This is a genomic window from Peteryoungia wuzhouensis, from assembly GCF_003205195.1.
In the GTDB taxonomy this organism is placed as follows: domain Bacteria; phylum Pseudomonadota; class Alphaproteobacteria; order Rhizobiales; family Rhizobiaceae; genus Allorhizobium; species Allorhizobium wuzhouense.
The window spans coordinates 17,576-33,442 of record NZ_QJRY01000007.1 but is presented as its reverse complement, the minus strand read 5'-3'; the positions used below and the strand labels follow the sequence as shown (position 1 = coordinate 33,442).

Here is a 15,867-nt window from a genome sequence, read left to right as displayed (position 1 = left end):
CTCTCATGTAAAGACCCGCCAACCTCATTGATTTTGCCCGTCTCGGGCAGGATGGACATTCCATGCAGACCGTATTGCTCGTTATCTACCTCATGGTCGTCGTTGCCCTGATCGGCGTCGTCCTCATCCAGCGCTCGGAAGGCGGCGGTCTCGGCATCGGTGGCGGCTCCGGCTTCATGTCGGCCCGTGGCACTGCCAATGCCCTGACCCGCACCACGGCGATCCTGGCGACCCTGTTTTTTGTGATCTCGCTGGCGCTCGGCATTCTGGCCCGCTACGAATCCAAGCCGACCGACATTCTGGATCGGATCCCCGTTGGTAACGGCACGACGCAGGGCGGAGGCAATGTCCTCGACCAGCTTCCAGGTGCCGCACCCGCGACCCAGGCGCCGGCGACAACCCCGGCGGCTCCGGCACCTGCCGATCCGAACGCTGTTCCGAACAACTGATCGGCACGCATCTCATCACTCCGGCGGGCCCCAGGGTCCGCCGGTTTTCTTTTGTCTGAATTCCGCCGCGCCCACGAAAATTGTGCGTGATGCCATTTTGGGCTGGCGGAATCGAATCTGAAACGGTATCCGGTGAAGCCCATGGCGCGATATGTATTCATCACTGGCGGCGTGGTTTCCTCTCTCGGTAAAGGAATTGCGGCCGCGGCACTCGGAGCATTGTTGCAGGCACGGGGTTACCGCGTGCGTCTGCGCAAGCTGGACCCCTATCTCAATGTTGACCCGGGCACCATGAGCCCGACTCAGCACGGCGAAGTTTTCGTCACCGATGACGGTGCCGAAACCGATCTCGACCTCGGCCACTATGAGCGTTTTACCGGGCGCTCGGCCACCAAGACCGACAACATCACCACCGGTCGCATCTACAAGAACATCATCGACAAGGAACGCCGCGGCGACTATCTCGGCGCAACCGTCCAGGTCATTCCGCACGTGACGAACGAGATCAAGGATTTCGTCATTGAGGGTAATGACGAGTATGATTTTGTCATCTGCGAGATCGGTGGCACCGTCGGCGATATCGAAGCCATGCCGTTCATGGAAGCGATCCGCCAGCTCGGCAACGACCTGCCGCGCGGCACGGCCGTCTATGTTCACCTGACCCTGATGCCTTACATACCTGCAGCCGGCGAGCTGAAGACCAAGCCGACGCAGCATTCGGTCAAGGAATTGCAGGCGCTCGGTATCCATCCTGACATTCTGCTGGTGCGCGCCGATCGCGAGATCCCGCAGGCCGAGCGCCGCAAGCTCTCGCTGTTCTGCAACGTGCGTGAAAGTGCCGTGATCCAGGCCCTCGACGTCGCCAACATCTACGACGTGCCGATGGCCTATCACAAGGAAGGCCTCGACAACGAAGTTCTCGCCGCATTCGGCATCGAACCGGCGCCGAAGCCGCGTCTGGATGCCTGGGAAGAGGTGTGCAACCGGATCCACACTCCCGAAGGCGAAGTCACGATCGCAATCGTCGGCAAGTACACCGGCCTCAAGGACGCTTACAAGTCGCTGATCGAGGCGCTCTATCACGGTGGCATCGCCAACCGCGTCAAGGTCAAGCTTGAATGGATCGAGTCGGAGATCTTCGAAAAGGAAGATCCGGCGCCGTGGCTGGAAAAGGTCAACGGCATTCTCGTTCCCGGCGGTTTCGGCGAACGTGGCTCGGAAGGCAAGATCCTGGCCGCCCAGTTTGCCCGCGAGCGCAAGGTGCCCTATTTCGGCATCTGCTTCGGCATGCAGATGGCCGTCGTCGAAGCGGCTCGCCATCTTGCCGGCATCGACAAGGCTTCCTCGACGGAATTCGGCAAGACCGATGAACCGGTTGTTGGCCTGATGACCGAATGGATGAAGGGCAACGAGCTCGAAAAGCGTTCGGCCGTTGGCGACCTCGGTGGCACCATGCGGTTGGGCGCCTACAAGGCCTCGCTCAAGAAGGGCACCAAGATCTCCGAGATCTATGGCTCAACGGATATCTCCGAGCGCCATCGCCATCGCTACGAAGTCAATGTGGACTATAAGGATCGTCTCGAAGCCTGCGGCCTCGTCTTCTCCGGCATGTCGCCGGACGGACTGCTGCCGGAAACCGTCGAATATCCTGACCATCCGTGGTTCATCGGCGTCCAGTACCATCCGGAACTGAAGTCGCGCCCGCTTGATCCGCATCCGCTCTTTGCAAGCTTCATCGGCGCAGCACTTGAGCAGGCACGGCTCGTCTGAGACGACCGCTCGACATCGTACTACCCAGAATGACCCGGCTTTCGAGCCGGGTTTTTTCGTTCAAGCCAGACGCAAGCCTGACTGCCTACCTTGGGTGGAAAAAAGGAGGCGAGACATGCGCATTGGCGAAACAGGGTTGTACTTACCGACTTACTCGACAAAGCCGAAACCCACATCGGAGGCTCCGTCGAGTTATGACGCGGGCAAACCGCAGGCTTTCGGCAACATACCGGAGCGCGGCCGATCCTCGACAAGCCTGGAGTCTAATCTCTGGCAACTGCGGGCAGGCAAGTATTTGCATGAGGAAACCGCAGAGGCGGCGCAGAAGCGCGACGCTTTGCGGGCGGAGTTTCTCGACGAAAGCAGAAAAACACCAGCCGAGCGCATCCGGGAGAAATACCTCAAGGAAAACGGCCTGACCGAAGAGATGCTCGCAGAGATGTCGCCCGAAGATCGAGAGGCCGTCGAGGACCAGATTGCGGCCTTGATCAAGCGACAGTACGGACTGGAAGATACCAAATCCAGCAACGTCGACGCCACGACCGACGCCAGCGTCGGCCAATCAAACGGTTAGGGTCGGAGCAACAGCACCGGCACCTCTTCGCCTTCCATCGCCATCGGCGCATGTGGAGGTCTGACGATGAGGCAGTCCGACTGCGAGAAGATGCGCATCATCGATGAGTCCTGTTTGCCGAAGCTTTCGACAACAGGCGTTTGATCCGATTCGCGAAACAGCCGCGCCCGCACATAGTCCTGACGTTTGTCATTGGCGGGCAGGGCTGTGCGCAACCGTGCTGTTGCCATGCGCTTAGGCGGCATTATCCGTCCGAGACGGCAAAGCAGAGGCTCGAGGAACAGAAGCCCGCATACGAGGCTGGACACCGGATTGCCCGGAAGTCCAAGCACCTGCATTCCGCCCAGTCGGCCAACCATCAGAGGCTTGCCCGGTCGCATGGCGATCCGCCAGAAATCGAGTTCCATTCCGGCCGACACCAGCGTCGACTGGACGAGGTCGTGGTCGCCGACGGATGCACCGCCGAGGGTGACCAAGACATCGACGCGACTTTCCTGCGCGCGTGCGATGGCTGCCAGCAATGCCGCACGATCATCCGCGACGATACCGAGATCGATGACGTCGGCGCCATTGTCGCGGGCAAGGGCCGCGATGCCGAAGGTGTTGGATCCGATAATCTGGCTCGGTCCGGGTTGCCGGCCCGGAGCAACCAGCTCATCGCCCGTCGCAAGGATGCCGACCCTTGGCCGCCGCAGGACGGGCACACGGGCATGATTCATGGCTGCGGCAAGCGTCAGGTGACTGAAGTCGAGACGTATGCCGGCGGCGAGCGCCGTGTCGCCTTCAGCGAAATCCTGCCCCCGCGGGCGTATGTGCCGGCCAGATGTCACCGGAAACGCTGTACGAATCCGTCCATCTGCGAGCGTCTCGGCATCCTCCTGGAGCAGAACACTGTCGGCCCCCTCGGGAACTGGCGCACCGGTGAAGATCCGGACCGTCTCACCGCCGCCGACACGCCCGGAAAAACCGTGGCCCGCCGCCGATTCGCCGATGATGCTCAATGTGGCCCCGACCTCGGCAGCATCTTCGGCGCGAAGGGCATACCCATCCATGGCCGAGGCATCAAAGGGAGGCTGAGTGAGGCGGGCGGCGAGATCATCGGCCAGCACGCGCCCATTGGCCTCGTGCAGCGAGACGGCCTCGATTTCGACAACTGGTTGGGCGGCCGCCAGAAGGCGCGCCAAGGCATCCTCGACCGGCAGCAGCGACATCACACGCGCTCCGGATGCCGGAAATCGCCTGACTTCCCACCGCTCTTTTCCATCACCCGTATGCCGCCGATCTCCATCGTCTTGTCGACGGCTTTCGCCATGTCGTAGATCGTCAGGCATGTCACCGAAACGGCGGTCAGAGCTTCCATCTCGACACCGGTCTTGCCGGTGAGCTTGACGGTCGCTTCGACGCGAAGCCTGGAACGGTCGGCATCTTCGGTGATGTCGATGGTGACCTTGGACAGCATCAAAGGATGACAGAGCGGAATGAGATTGGCCGTCTGTTTCGCCGCCATGATGCCGGCGATACGCGCCGTACCGATGACGTCGCCCTTCTTGGCGTTACCGTCCCGGATGATCGCAAGGGTTTCCGGTTTCATCGTAACGAAGCCTTCAGCAACCGCGATCCGGACCGTGTCATCCTTCGCCGAGACATCGACCATATGCGCCTCGCCGGCGGCACCGAGATGCGTCAGTGCGGTCGGTCCGCCCGTCATTCCGCAGCCAGCGTGCCGGGCTTGCCGGTCAACAAGATTCGGGTCGCCTCGGCGACGTCGTCCTTGCGCATCAGACTTTCGCCGACGAGGAAGGTCGAGATTCCCGATTTCTGCAGCCGCTGGCAGTCTTCATAGGTGAAGATTCCGCTTTCGCCGACCAGCAGGCGGTCGGAAGGCACCATGGCGGCCAGTTCTTCGCTGACGCCGAGGCTCACTTCGAAGGTGCGAAGATTGCGATTGTTGATGCCGACGAGTGGGGACGTGAGCTTGAGCGCCCGCTTCATTTCCTCGGCATCATGCACTTCGATCAGAACGTCCATACCGAGTTCGAAGGCAACCCCTTCAAGCTCGGCGGCTTCGCCGTCCGAAAGCGAAGCCATGATCAACAGAATGCAGTCACCACCCCAGGCCCGGGCTTCATAGACCTGGTAGGCATCGAACATGAAATCCTTGCGCAAGGCCGGCAGCGAGCAGGCCTTGCGGGCGGCTGTCAGGAATTCCGGGGCGCCTTGAAAGCTCGGCGTGTCCGTAAGCACGGAAAGACAGGCAGCGCCTCCCGCCTCATAGGCGGCCGCAAGCGCCGGCGGATCGAAGTCCGGACGGATGAGGCCCTTGGACGGGCTGGCCTTCTTGATCTCCGCAATCAGGCCGAACCGCTCCTGGTCCCGCGCGCGCGACAGCGCCTGGTAGAAGCCGCGCGGCGCGTCCTGGGCCGCGATGCGGTCCTTCAGTTCGGCAAGCGAAACGGCGGCCTTGGCGGCTGCGATTTCTTCCCGCTTGTAGGTTTCGATGCGCTTCAGGATATCGGTCATGATGGCAAGCTTAGTCCTGAGTGGCGGAATTGGAAATGGCGATCAGCTTTTCGAGGGCGCGTGCGGCGGCCCCACTGTCGAGCGACTGGCTCGCAAGGTGCATGCCTTCGGTCACGTCCTGGGCCTTTCCGGCGACGATGAGTGAGGCGGCAGCGTTGCACAGCGCCACATCCCGATAGGCCGTCTTTGCGCCGCCAAGCACATCACGCAGAGCGGCCGCGTTCACCGTACCATCGCCACCTCGGATCGCATCGAGCGAGACCTCGGCCACGCCGAAATCGGCTGGCGTCAATTCAAAGGTGCTGATCTCGCCGTCCTTGAGTGCCGCAACCAGAGAAGGGCCGGTTGTGGTGATCTCGTCCAGACCACTTCCGTGGACAACCCATGCACTGCTGAGGCCGAGATCTCGCAGCGCTTCAGCCCCAGGCACCAGCCATTCCGGCGAATACACACCGAACAGCTGCTTCTTCACCTGTGCCGGGCTCGAAAGGGGACCTACGATGTTGAAGATCGTGCGTGCACCGAGCTCGACGCGGGCAGAGCCCACATGGCGCATGGCAGGGTGGTGGATCTGGGCGAACATGAAGCCGATGCCGGCCTCGTGAATGCATCGGGAAATGGTCTGCGGGTCGATGTCGAGCTTAACACCGAGCTGCGAGAGCGCATCGGCTGTACCAGACTTTGAGCTCAGCGCGCGGTTGCCGTGCTTGGCCACCGGCACGCCGGCGCCCGCCACGATGATCGCGGCGAGGGTGGAGATATTGTAGGTATTGGTACCGTCACCACCTGTCCCGACGATGTCGATGGCGCCTTCCGGTGCGTCGACCACGACCATTTTCTGGCGCATGATCGAGACAGCCCCGGCGATCTCGTCGACCGTTTCGCCGCGAACGCGCAGACCCATCAGAAATCCGCCAACCTGCGCCATGCTCGCTTCGCCGGACATCAGGATTTCGAACGCGTCGCCAGCTTCCTGGCGGGTCAGAGATTGGCGGCTCGCGATCTTCGCGATGAAGGGTTTCAACCCGGACATGGACGTGCTCCCCCTGACGTCGGCGTTAGCGAACGATGGCCTGCTGGGCCAGCGCCTGGTTGAATGTCACGCCATATTGCGCCTGCAACTGTCCGACCATCTGGTCGAGAATGTCGTCGCCAGCCGAATTGGCCATGGAGACGATCTGCTCGTCCTCGTTGCTCAGCACGCCACCTGCGGCCTGGTCGCGAACAGCGGTCACGGTCAAAAGAATCTGGGTCGCCGGATCGCCGCCGGATGCGCTGGTGACCGTGCCTTCCGGCCCGCTGAACGCCGCGGTGATCGCTGCCGGACCCAGAACCGCATCTTCGGTGCGGCGGGTAAGGCCGGCCTTGCTTTCGACCGTCAGGCCGAGTTCGGCAGCCACGTCTGCCAGCTTGCCACCATCGGCAATACGCTTGCGCAGGCTCTCGGCCTTGGCACCGAGCGCGGTGCGCTGCTGTTCCGCGGTCCAGTCGGCCACTGCCTTTTCCCGCACTTCCGCAAGTTCCCGGTCGCGCTCTGCCTTGATGTCCGTGACATCGAACCAGATGTAGCCGTTATTGCCGAGATTGACGGGCAGGGCCTCGACACCGATGTCGGTGCGGAAGACTTCTGCCAGAAGTGCGTCGCGTTCGGGAATGCCTGCAACTTCGGTTTCGCGCGTGTCGAAGCCACGGCGGTCGATGTCGGTGACCGTCAAGGCCTTCAATTTCAACTGGTCAGCTGCTTCCTTGAGCGTCGAGCCGCCCGCACGCAGATCCTCGAACTGGTCGTGCACAGCAGTGATATCGGCAATGGCGGCCGATTCGGCCAGGGCCTCGCGGATTTCATCCTTGACCTCATCGAGGCTGCGCGTACGGCCTTCCTTGATGTTCGTCACACGCAGGATGACCGGGCCAAGTGCGCCTTCGACAACCGGCGTCGTGCCGCCTTCAGCCTTCACTGCGAAGGCCGCATCGGCAAGTGCAACGTCCGGCAGGCGATCCTTCGAGAAATCGCCGAGCAGCACGTCGCTCGCCGTCTTGCCCTGGTCGGTGACGAGTTGGTCAAAGCTCGTGCCCTTGGCAAGCTCGGCGGCGGCAGCGTCGGCCAGTTCCCGCGTCTCGAACGAGAGCTGTTCGATCGTGCGCGTTCCGGCGATCTCATAAGTCGCCTTGCGACGATCGTAGTCGGCCTTGATGTCCTCGTCGCTGACGGATGCCTTGTCGGCGATGTCGGCCGGCTCCAGCTTCACATAGGTGAAGCTGCGGAATTCCGGTGCGCGGTAGCGCGACTTGGTCGTATCGAACCATGTCTTCAGCGTCGCGTCGTCAGGCGCTTTGATCGGGTCGATATTGGCGTTGGAGAGCAGCAGATAGTTGATGTCGCGGTTCTCGTAACGATAGTCCTTGATCGCATCGACGAGGACCTTCGGTGCGACGAAACCGTCTGCGGTCGCATCGACGATCTGGCTGCGGATCGCAACCTTGGAGCGCTCCTGGATGTAGTCGTCTTCGCGCAGGCCCGAATTGCGCAGGCGCGAGGTGAACAGTGCACGATCGAAGTTGCCGGCCGAGTTCTTGAAGGCCGGGTCATCGGCGATCAGCTGGGCAAGCCGGTCCTGCGACAGGCCGAGATTCATGTCCGATGCCAGCTGATCGAGGGCCGCACCCGCAGCAAGCTGGGAGAACACCATGGATTCGACGCCGAACGCCTTGGCCTGTTCGGTGGTCAACTGGGTTCCGAACCGATTGCTGAGATCGGTAACCTGGCGCTGATAGGCAAAGGCGAAGTCCCGCGTCGAAACCGTCTGGTCGCCCACGGCCACCACCGTGTCGGAATTGCTGGTGAACAGCGAAGCCGAAACGCCCCACACGCCGAAGGATGCCACCAGCAAAAGCAGCAGGATCTTGGCGAACAGGGTCTGGGAAACTTTTCTCAATATGACGAGCATCGGGACGCATGAACCTCTTGACTGATCTTCGCACGGGCGAAGCGGGTGGACTTCCTTAGAACAAAGATCAAAGGAATTGAAGGCGTATCCGGTCGAAAAGAGGCAGGAGGGTATCTCTGCCCCGCCGGCACAGAAAAGTGATGGCGCGAAGCGCCCGGCGCAGCAGTTTCAGCTGTCGGAGAGGTCCAGTAACGGAAACCCGTGCCGGGCGAGCACGGCGGGTCTGATGCCATGAACCGAAATGCAAAAGGCCGGCGATGTGCCGGCCTTCCGAAATGTCTGTGGCGTGTGATCAGCGATCGGTGATCGGCTTGTAATCGCGCTTCGGTTCGCCGGTATAGAGCTGACGCGGACGGCCGATGCGCTGCTGCGGATCTTCGATCATTTCGTTCCACTGTGCGATCCAGCCGACGGTGCGGGCAAGCGCGAACAGAACGGTGAACATGGTCGTCGGGAAGCCGAGCGCGCGCAGCGTGATGCCCGAATAGAAGTCGACATTCGGGTAGAGCTTCTTCTCGATGAAGTAGGGGTCGTTGAGCGCGATCTTCTCGAGTTCGAGCGCCACCTTCATCAGCGGGTCGTCGCCGTGGCCGGTCGCTTCCAAGACCTCGTACATGGTCTTCTGCATGATCTTCGCGCGCGGGTCATAGTTCTTGTACACGCGGTGGCCGAAGCCCATGAGACGGAACGGATCGTTCTTGTCCTTGGCCTTGGCGATATATTCCGGAATACGGTCGACCGAGCCGATTTCCATCAGCATGTTGAGGGCCGCTTCGTTCGCACCGCCATGGGCGGGGCCCCAGAGGCAGGCGATGCCGGCCGCAATGCAGGCGAACGGGTTGGCACCCGAGGAGCCGGCGAGACGGACCGTCGAAGTCGACGCGTTCTGCTCGTGATCCGCATGCAGGATGAAGATGCGGTCCATGGCGCGGGCCAGAACGGGGTTCACCTTGTACTCTTCGCAGGGCACGGCAAAGCACATGCGCAGGAAGTTCGACGCGTAGTCGAGATCGTTCTTCGGATACACGAAGGGCTGGCCGACATGGTACTTGTAGGCCATGGCAGCGATCGTCGGCATCTTGGCGATCATGCGCAGCGACGCGACCATGCGCTGGTGCGGATCGGTAATGTCGGTCGAGTCGTGATAGAAGGCCGAGAGCGCGCCGACAGTGCCGACCATGACGGCCATCGGATGGGCGTCGCGGCGATAGCCGGAGAAGAACTTGCTCATCTGCTCGTGCACCATGGTGTGGTGCGTGACGCGGTAGTCGAAGTCCTTCTTCTGTGCCGGCGTCGGCAGTTCGCCGTAGAGCAGCAGATAGCAGACTTCGAGGAAGTCGCCCTTGTCGGCGAGCTGTTCGATCGGATAGCCGCGATGAAGCAGCGTGCCTTCGTCGCCGTCGATATAGGTGATCTTGGATTCGCAGGACGCGGTGGAGGTGAAGCCCGGATCGTAGGTAAAGGCGCCGGTGTGTTTGTAGAGGGCCGCGATGTCGATCACGTCAGGGCCGATCGTGCCGCCCTTGACAGTCAGGTCGACCGTCTTGTCCCCGAGTTTCAAAGAAGCGCTTTTGTCCGTCATGCTAATCCTCCGGAATTGGCGGGAAGGCGTCTCCAAAAAGCCGCCATCGGTTAAGCGTGTTGATGTAGCTATATGATACGGAAGTTAATGCCAAGCTATCCAAAGGGCAAATTGTGCGTTGCGAAATCGACGCCAATCGAACCGGACGGTTCTAATCGATTTGCATGTTGATTTGCGTTTGGCGGAGTGTCTGACACACGCTTTGATTGTCTGGTGCGGATAGCCTATTCTGCTCTGCGCCCGCGTTTTTCGCCGGGCTGCGGGTTGAGTTCAGATGGTGCATCTGCGCGAAAATAATCCTGATATCGAGGGGGAGGCGTTGCGCGCGCCGCTTGGCGAATTCGCGCCGCCATTGCGCACCGATCATCCGGTCTCCCGCCCCACCAGGAGCCGGGTCGCGCGCCTCAACGAGAGGCTCCGGAGCCTGCCCGCAGAGATACGCATTGCTGCTGGCAAGGAGAGCGGGCAGGGCCACCTCTTCCACTTTGTTCCTGTCTGTATCGGTCTTGGTGAAGTTGTCTGGTTCAGCCTCCCGGTGCCCCCGTCGACGATGAGCCTGTTGGCACTTCTGCCACTTTCCCTGATCGCCCTTTGGTTCAGTCTTGCCGGAACGAACCGCCGCGTGCTGTGTCTGGCGGCCTTGATGGTGGTCGCCGGAATGCTGCTGGCGGACGCGGAAACGCGGAGGATGGCGACGATCATTCTCGACGCCCCGGTGGTAACGACGGTGACCGGAGTGGTGGAGCGGCGGGAGGCAGGGGCCGCTGGCGAATGGCGCTATGTCATCCGTTTGTCCGCAACAGCAGACCCCGTACTTCGGCGCCCTCCGCAACGCATCTCGCTGCTGGCCCGCAGCCGTCATGGCGTGGTGCGGATTGGTGACCCGATCACCGGACGCGCGCGGCTCTCTCCGCCGTCGGGGCCGGCGCTGCCCGGCATGAACGATTTCGCCTTTCAGAGCTATTTCGCCGGCATCGGCGCTGTCGGCTTTTTTCTCGGCGCCCCCGAGCGCCCCTCGATTGCGCGTGCGGCCGAGAGCGATCTGTGGACGCAGGTGGATCAATCGCTGTTTTCACTGCGTGACCGGATTTCAGACCGCATCCATGAAGTCTTGCCCGGAGACACCGGCGCATTCGCCGCGTCCATCATAACCGGCGAACGCCGCTCGATGTCGAAGGAGGCGACGGACGCGTTGCGCCTGTCGGGTCTCGCCCACATCACCGCAATTTCCGGCCTGAACATGGCGCTTGCTGCCGGCATCTTCTTTGTCGGGTTGCGCGCTCTGCTGAGCCTTTTTCCCGGCATGGCGCAGCGCTATCCGGTCAAGAAGATTGCCGCTGGCGGTGCGCTGTTGGCGGCCACTGCCTATGTCCTCATTTCTGGCTACCAGGTTTCGGCACTGCGGGCCTATCTCATGACGGCGATCATGCTGGTTGCCGTCCTCATCGACAGACCTGCCATCAGTCTGCGCAATCTGGCCGTTGCCGCGACGATCATCCTGATTACCCAGCCTTCGGCGGTAATGGGGCCGAGTTTCCAGATGTCCTTTGCCGCAACCGCAGCATTGATCGCGGGTTATGCCGCTTGGAGAAAGGCGCCGCGCTCGATCTGGCCGGCGCCAACATCCACCTATGGAAAACTGGCGACCTTTGCCGCCAAGTTTGTCGGCGGAACGCTTGCAACCTCCTTGATCGGCGGGCTCTCGACAGCGATCTTCGCCGTTACCCATTTTCATCGGCTGTCGACGCACGGGCTGGAGGCCAACCTTGCCGCCATGCCGCTGATTTCGATCATCGTCATGCCGGCGGGCTTCATTGCCATGCTGGCGATGCCGTTCGGTCTCGACGCCCCCTTTTTCTGGATCATGGGAGGCGGGCTCGATCTCGTGCTGGTGGTCGCCCACACCGTCGCCGGTTGGGGAGAGGCGGCCTTCATTCCCCGACAGCCGACCTGGTTTCCGGTGCTTGTTGTGGTGGCTCTTCTGCTGATGACCCTTTTGCACACCGGGCTCCGCCACGGCGGCACCGTGCTTCTCGTCGTCACCTTGGCAGCGGCCTTTCTGCGTTCTGGCGAACAGCCGGCGGACCTCTTGGTCAGCGAAGATGGCCGCATGGTCGGCTTTTGGTCTCAACAAGAGCGGGTGGGAGAGGGGAGGGTCCTTGCAAGCAATCGCAAACGCCCTCCCGCCTTCCTTTTCGATCAATGGCAGCCGGCACTGGCCGCCGGCCACCATCTGCCCCCGAGCATGGAAAGTGCACCCGTGCTCCCGCCGCCTGCAGACTGGAAGAAGGAAGAAACCTGGGATTCCGCGACGATACAATTGGCAAGACAAACGCTCGAGCAACTGGTCAAGACAGCCAAAACGGGCCGCTTCATCTGCATCCGCGGCGCCTGCGCCGCAAAACTTGTTGATGGATGGACAGTGTTGACTGTTGACCGCCTGGATCTTGCCGGACCTGCCTGTGACGTCGCCGATATCGTCATCCTAGGGGCCCGCAGCCGCATGAAAGGCTGCCGGTCGACTGCAACATTCCTCAGCGAGACAACACTGCGCGCAAGCGGCGCCGTGGAAATCCGGCTTGGCGCCCACCACGACAAGACGATTGAAATCACGCCCGCCTTGTCAGGTCCGCCACGGCCCTGGACAATCCATCGTCTCTACGATTGGCGCACAGGCGAAACCGCCAGGCAACACGGCATAGATTCAGGAGCGATGAAGGACAAAGATAGCGACAGCGAGACGGAACGGAAAAACGGCCCCCACAATCCCGCAATGCATGTCCGTCAGTGATATCGGCGGATCAAGCCGACGAGCTTGCCCTGGATCTTGACCCGGTCCGGCGGGAAGATGCGCGTCTCGTAAGCCGGATTGGCCGCTTCCAGAGCGATCGAAGCGCCACGCCGACGGAAGCGCTTCAAGGTTGCTTCTTCGTCATCAACGAGTGCGACGATGATGTCGCCCGGATTGGCGTTGGAGGCATTGCGGATGATGACGGTATCGCCATCGAGGATGCCGGCGTCAATCATCGAATCGCCTTTGACCTCAAGTGCGTAATGGTCACCGGCGCCGATCATTTCGGCGGGAACGGTGATGTCATGGGTGTTGTTCTGAATGGCCGAGATCGGCACCCCGGCCGCGATTCGGCCCATGACCGGTACGCTGACGGAGGAATTCTGGTCTTCGACACTCGGTCTGGCGGGCACTGGCGGCGGCGTCTTGCCCAGGCTGCCCTCAATGACACTCGGCGCAAAACCGCGCCGCGGCTGCAGGCTGGGTGTATAGGCTTCCGGCAGCTTGATGACTTCAAGCGCACGCGCCCGATTGGGAAGCCGGCGAATGAAGCCACGTTCCTCAAGGGCCGTGATCAGTCGGTGAATGCCGGATTTCGACGCAAGATCGAGGGCATCCTTCATTTCGTCGAATGAAGGCGGCACGCCCGATTCCTTCATCCGTTCGTGAATGAAGAGAAGCAGTTCCTGTTGCTTGCGCGTCAGCATATGCGGAGCCCCGTTTGTGAAACAAATCCAGAACAGACACTATATGTTCCATTTGTGTTCCGCAAGTGGATAAATTTCCGTGAACAACCGTCGCGAAAATGCGATAGGCGTCTTCACCGTCACCGGATGACTGCGGCCATCGGACCTATCCCTGTCGGTCGGGTGACACCTGTCCCTGTCGGATCCCTTCCAAGCTCCTGTGAGAAGATCGAAATGCTGAAAGACCTGGAAAAGACCCTGCTCGGTAAGCAGGTGGATCAACTGACATCGGCCGAGAAGAAGGTCCTGAAAAAGGCACGGGAGCGACGCACGGTTTCGACGAATGCCGGTGAGGATTTCCTTGCCGGTTCGAGCTTCGGTCAACGCGTGGCAGACAGCATCGCGCGGATCGGCGGTTCCTGGAGTTTCATCATCGGCTTCCTGCTCTTTCTGGTCGCCTGGGTGATTCTCAACACGGTCATTCTGGCAGCGCGCCCGATTGATGCTTATCCCTTCATCTTCCTCAATCTTCTTTTGTCCATGGTCGCAGCCATCCAGGCGCCGATCATCATGATGAGCCAGAATCGCCAGGCGGAACGGGACCGCTTCATGGCGGCCAAGGATTACGAGATCAATCTCAAGGCTGAGATCGAGGTGCTGGCGCTTCATCACAAGATCGACGAGCAGGTTGTGAAGGAACTGCGCGATACGCGTGCCGAGATCGACACACTGCGTCAGGCGATCGAAGCTCTTACAAAACAGTCGGGCCGTTCCTAAGTGTCTCGGCGAACGAAGGTCTCTGTCATGACTGAAACAAATCCAGCGCCCCGCGCCGTCGACCACCTCGTCCTGCCGGTGATTGACCTCGATACCGCCCGGCATCGTTTCACGCAGCTTGGCTTTACCGTCGCCGCAGACGCCCGCCATCCTTTCGGCACGGAAAACGCCTGCGTGTTTTTCGGCGATGACACCTATCTCGAACCCCTCGCCATCGGCAGCCGCGAAGACTGTCTGGAAGCGGCCAGGATCGGCAATGTCTTTGTCGCACGCGATCAGGCGTTCCGCTTCCGGCGGGGAGAGGGTCTCTCTGCTGTCGTCGTCAAGTCCGACGATGCCGAGGCGGACCATGCCCGTTTTGTCACCGAAGGCATGAGCGGCGGCGATCTCTTGCGCTTTTCCCGCGAGTTTTGCTTTCCCGGTGGGCGCACCGTGGAAGGATCTTTCCGGCTCGCCTTTGCAGCCGATCTGCGATCACCTGATTTTTTTGCCTTTTCGTGCCAGCGTGTGAACCCCTTGCCGGCCGATCGTGGAGTGCTTCTGGTCCATGCGAACGGCGCCGTGGGACTTGCCCGGATCGTGCTGTGCGAGGACAATCCGAGCGACTTCCAATATCTCCTGGAAACGGTGCTGGGCCAGCGTGCCGTGACGGCCCATTCCTTCGGCCTGTCGATGGCAACGGCCAACGCCATCGTGGATGCGCTGACGCCTGAGGGGCTGGCGGCGAATTACCGACTTCCGAATTCGCGCTCTGAGCGTGGCCTTCTGGGAGCCGTGGTCGTGGTCAAGAGCCGTGATCTCGGCGTGACAGAAGCCTGCCTCGCTGCTAATGGCGTCCGGTATCACAAAACGGGTGCGCGCCTCGTGGTCGCGCCAGAAAAGGGCCAGGGCGTCGCCTTCGCCTTCGAGGAGTTGAAATGAGCACTGTGACCAATTCCGAAGTCGTCGTCGGCGAGGGCGAAGGCAAGGTTGTTTTCTCGCAGACAGGCCGTTTTGCCCTCATCGCAGGTCCCTGCCAGATGGAAAGCCGCGACCACGCCTTTATGGTGGCTGGCGTTCTCAAGGAGCTTTGCGCAAAGCTTGGTATTGGCTTGGTCTTCAAAACTTCCTTCGACAAGGCAAACCGGACGTCGCTGTCGGCTGCTCGTGGAATCGGCATTGATAAGGGGCTGGAAATATTTGCGGACTTGAAAGAGGAGTTCGGTTTCCCGGTTCTCACGGACATCCACAATGAGGAGCAGGCCGCCAGGGTTGCGACCGTGGTGGATGTTTTGCAGATCCCGGCATTCTTGAGCCGGCAAACGGATCTACTGGTCGCCGCAGCAAAAACCGGACGGGTGATCAATGTCAAGAAAGGCCAGTTCTTGGCCCCCTGGGACATGAAAAGTGTCCTCAAAAAGATCAACGACAGCGGCAATCCCAATGTGTTGCTCTGTGAACGCGGTGCCTCCTTCGGCTACAACACGCTCGTCTCTGACATGCGCTCGCTCCCAATCATGGCAGCGACCGGCGCTCCGGTCATCTTCGACGCGACCCATTCGGTTCAGCAGCCGGGCGGGCAGGGCGAGTCTTCCGGTGGTCAGCGCGAATTCGTTGAAACGCTTGCCCGCGCGGCAATCGCGGTCGGTGTTGCCGGGGTCTTCATCGAGACCCACCAGGATCCGGACAATGCGCCCTGCGATGGCCCAAACATGGTCTACCTAGACCAAATGCGCCGTCTGCTCGAAAAACTGATCGCGTTTGACGACATCGCCAAGGCTGTATGATCCC

At 61.1% G+C, this 15,867-nt stretch carries 14 protein-coding genes; 7 read left to right on the top strand and 7 right to left on the bottom strand.

The features are described 5' to 3' along the window. Positions 1–62 precede the first annotated feature (62 nt). The 3 genes from secG (at position 63) to DMY87_RS17650 (ending at position 2,793) form a co-directional block, all read left to right on the top strand. Positions 63–449, top strand: coding sequence for a preprotein translocase subunit SecG (gene secG / locus DMY87_RS17660; RefSeq protein WP_110792980.1), 387 nt, complete (start codon positions 63–65; stop codon positions 447–449). 132 nt (positions 450–581) lie between these two features. Further along, on the top strand, positions 582–2,219 hold the full coding sequence (locus tag DMY87_RS17655; protein WP_165826318.1) for a CTP synthase: 1,638 nt from the start codon (positions 582–584) through the stop codon (positions 2,217–2,219). 115 nt (positions 2,220–2,334) lie between these two features. Continuing rightward, on the top strand, positions 2,335–2,793 hold the full coding sequence (locus tag DMY87_RS17650) for a hypothetical protein (protein ID WP_110792978.1): 459 nt from the start codon (positions 2,335–2,337) through the stop codon (positions 2,791–2,793). On the opposite strand, the gene DMY87_RS17645 is transcribed toward DMY87_RS17650, so the two are convergent. From DMY87_RS17645 to gltA, 6 genes are all read right to left on the bottom strand, one after another. Beyond that, entirely contained in the window at positions 2,790–4,004 is a 1,215-nt protein-coding gene (locus DMY87_RS17645; RefSeq protein WP_110792977.1) for a molybdopterin molybdotransferase MoeA, read from the bottom strand. The genes DMY87_RS17650 and DMY87_RS17645 overlap by 4 nt on opposite strands. Further along, positions 4,004–4,501: a cyclic pyranopterin monophosphate synthase MoaC gene (gene moaC, locus DMY87_RS17640; RefSeq protein WP_110792976.1), complete on the bottom strand. Its 498-nt coding sequence runs from the start codon at positions 4,499–4,501 to the stop codon at positions 4,004–4,006. Before moaC ends, DMY87_RS17645 begins: the two co-directional genes overlap by 1 nt. Then, positions 4,498–5,313 (bottom strand): indole-3-glycerol phosphate synthase TrpC, encoded by an 816-nt coding sequence (gene trpC, locus DMY87_RS17635; protein ID WP_110792975.1) that lies wholly within the window; start codon positions 5,311–5,313, stop codon positions 4,498–4,500. Before trpC ends, moaC begins: the two co-directional genes overlap by 4 nt. 10 nt (positions 5,314–5,323) lie before the next feature. Then, positions 5,324–6,346: an anthranilate phosphoribosyltransferase gene (gene trpD / locus DMY87_RS17630; RefSeq protein WP_110792974.1), complete on the bottom strand. Its 1,023-nt coding sequence runs from the start codon at positions 6,344–6,346 to the stop codon at positions 5,324–5,326. A gap of 25 nt (positions 6,347–6,371) precedes the next feature. Beyond that, positions 6,372–8,261 carry a peptidylprolyl isomerase gene (locus DMY87_RS17625; protein WP_110792973.1) on the bottom strand — a complete coding sequence of 630 codons (1,890 nt, stop codon included), beginning with the start codon at positions 8,259–8,261 and terminating at the stop codon, positions 6,372–6,374. Positions 8,262–8,553: 292 nt separating this feature from the next. Beyond that, the gene (gene gltA, locus DMY87_RS17620; protein ID WP_110792972.1) at positions 8,554–9,843 is read right to left on the bottom strand and encodes a citrate synthase; all 1,290 of its coding nucleotides are present in this window, start codon (positions 9,841–9,843) and stop codon (positions 8,554–8,556) included. A gap of 274 nt (positions 9,844–10,117) precedes the next feature. On the opposite strand from gltA, the gene DMY87_RS17615 reads away from it, so the two are divergent. Then, positions 10,118–12,634 (top strand): ComEC/Rec2 family competence protein, encoded by a 2,517-nt coding sequence (locus DMY87_RS17615; RefSeq protein WP_205908194.1) that lies wholly within the window; start codon positions 10,118–10,120, stop codon positions 12,632–12,634. Here the strand turns inward: DMY87_RS17615 and lexA are convergent. Beyond that, positions 12,628–13,341, bottom strand: coding sequence for a transcriptional repressor LexA (lexA, locus tag DMY87_RS17610; RefSeq protein ID WP_110792971.1), 714 nt, complete (start codon positions 13,339–13,341; stop codon positions 12,628–12,630). The two genes, DMY87_RS17615 and lexA, sit on opposite strands and share 7 nt — an antisense overlap. A 213-nt stretch (positions 13,342–13,554) precedes the next feature. Between lexA and DMY87_RS17605 the strand changes: the two genes are divergently transcribed. Genes DMY87_RS17605 through kdsA form a run of 3 tightly spaced genes read left to right on the top strand, consistent with a single transcriptional unit; the run spans position 13,555 to position 15,863 of the window. Next, on the top strand, positions 13,555–14,097 hold the full coding sequence (locus DMY87_RS17605; protein WP_110792970.1) for a DUF1003 domain-containing protein: 543 nt from the start codon (positions 13,555–13,557) through the stop codon (positions 14,095–14,097). 27 nt (positions 14,098–14,124) lie between these two features. Beyond that, the gene (locus DMY87_RS17600) at positions 14,125–15,018 is read left to right on the top strand and encodes a VOC family protein (protein ID WP_110792969.1); all 894 of its coding nucleotides are present in this window, start codon (positions 14,125–14,127) and stop codon (positions 15,016–15,018) included. Then, the gene (gene kdsA / locus DMY87_RS17595; protein WP_110792968.1) at positions 15,015–15,863 is read left to right on the top strand and encodes a 3-deoxy-8-phosphooctulonate synthase; all 849 of its coding nucleotides are present in this window, start codon (positions 15,015–15,017) and stop codon (positions 15,861–15,863) included. Before DMY87_RS17600 ends, kdsA begins: the two co-directional genes overlap by 4 nt. The last annotated feature ends 4 nt before the right edge of the window (positions 15,864–15,867 follow it).

Excerpts from the sequence above, each read along its gene's own strand:
- secG (WP_110792980.1), top strand. The coding sequence starts at position 63 with ATGCAGACCGTATTGCTCGTTATCTACCTCATGGTCGTCGTTGCCCTG.
- DMY87_RS17650 (WP_110792978.1), top strand. The coding sequence starts at position 2,335 with ATGCGCATTGGCGAAACAGGGTTGTACTTACCGACTTACTCGACAAAG.
- DMY87_RS17645 (WP_110792977.1), bottom strand. The coding sequence starts at position 4,004 with ATGTCGCTGCTGCCGGTCGAGGATGCCTTGGCGCGCCTTCTGGCGGCC.
- moaC (WP_110792976.1), bottom strand. The coding sequence starts at position 4,501 with ATGACGGGCGGACCGACCGCACTGACGCATCTCGGTGCCGCCGGCGAG.
- trpC (WP_110792975.1), bottom strand. The coding sequence starts at position 5,313 with ATGACCGATATCCTGAAGCGCATCGAAACCTACAAGCGGGAAGAAATC.
- trpD (WP_110792974.1), bottom strand. The coding sequence starts at position 6,346 with ATGTCCGGGTTGAAACCCTTCATCGCGAAGATCGCGAGCCGCCAATCT.
- DMY87_RS17625 (WP_110792973.1), bottom strand. The coding sequence starts at position 8,261 with ATGCTCGTCATATTGAGAAAAGTTTCCCAGACCCTGTTCGCCAAGATC.
- gltA (WP_110792972.1), bottom strand. The coding sequence starts at position 9,843 with ATGACGGACAAAAGCGCTTCTTTGAAACTCGGGGACAAGACGGTCGAC.
- DMY87_RS17615 (WP_205908194.1), top strand. The coding sequence starts at position 10,118 with ATGGTGCATCTGCGCGAAAATAATCCTGATATCGAGGGGGAGGCGTTG.
- lexA (WP_110792971.1), bottom strand. The coding sequence starts at position 13,341 with ATGCTGACGCGCAAGCAACAGGAACTGCTTCTCTTCATTCACGAACGG.
- DMY87_RS17605 (WP_110792970.1), top strand. The coding sequence starts at position 13,555 with ATGCTGAAAGACCTGGAAAAGACCCTGCTCGGTAAGCAGGTGGATCAA.
- DMY87_RS17600 (WP_110792969.1), top strand. The coding sequence starts at position 14,125 with ATGACTGAAACAAATCCAGCGCCCCGCGCCGTCGACCACCTCGTCCTG.
- kdsA (WP_110792968.1), top strand. The coding sequence starts at position 15,015 with ATGAGCACTGTGACCAATTCCGAAGTCGTCGTCGGCGAGGGCGAAGGC.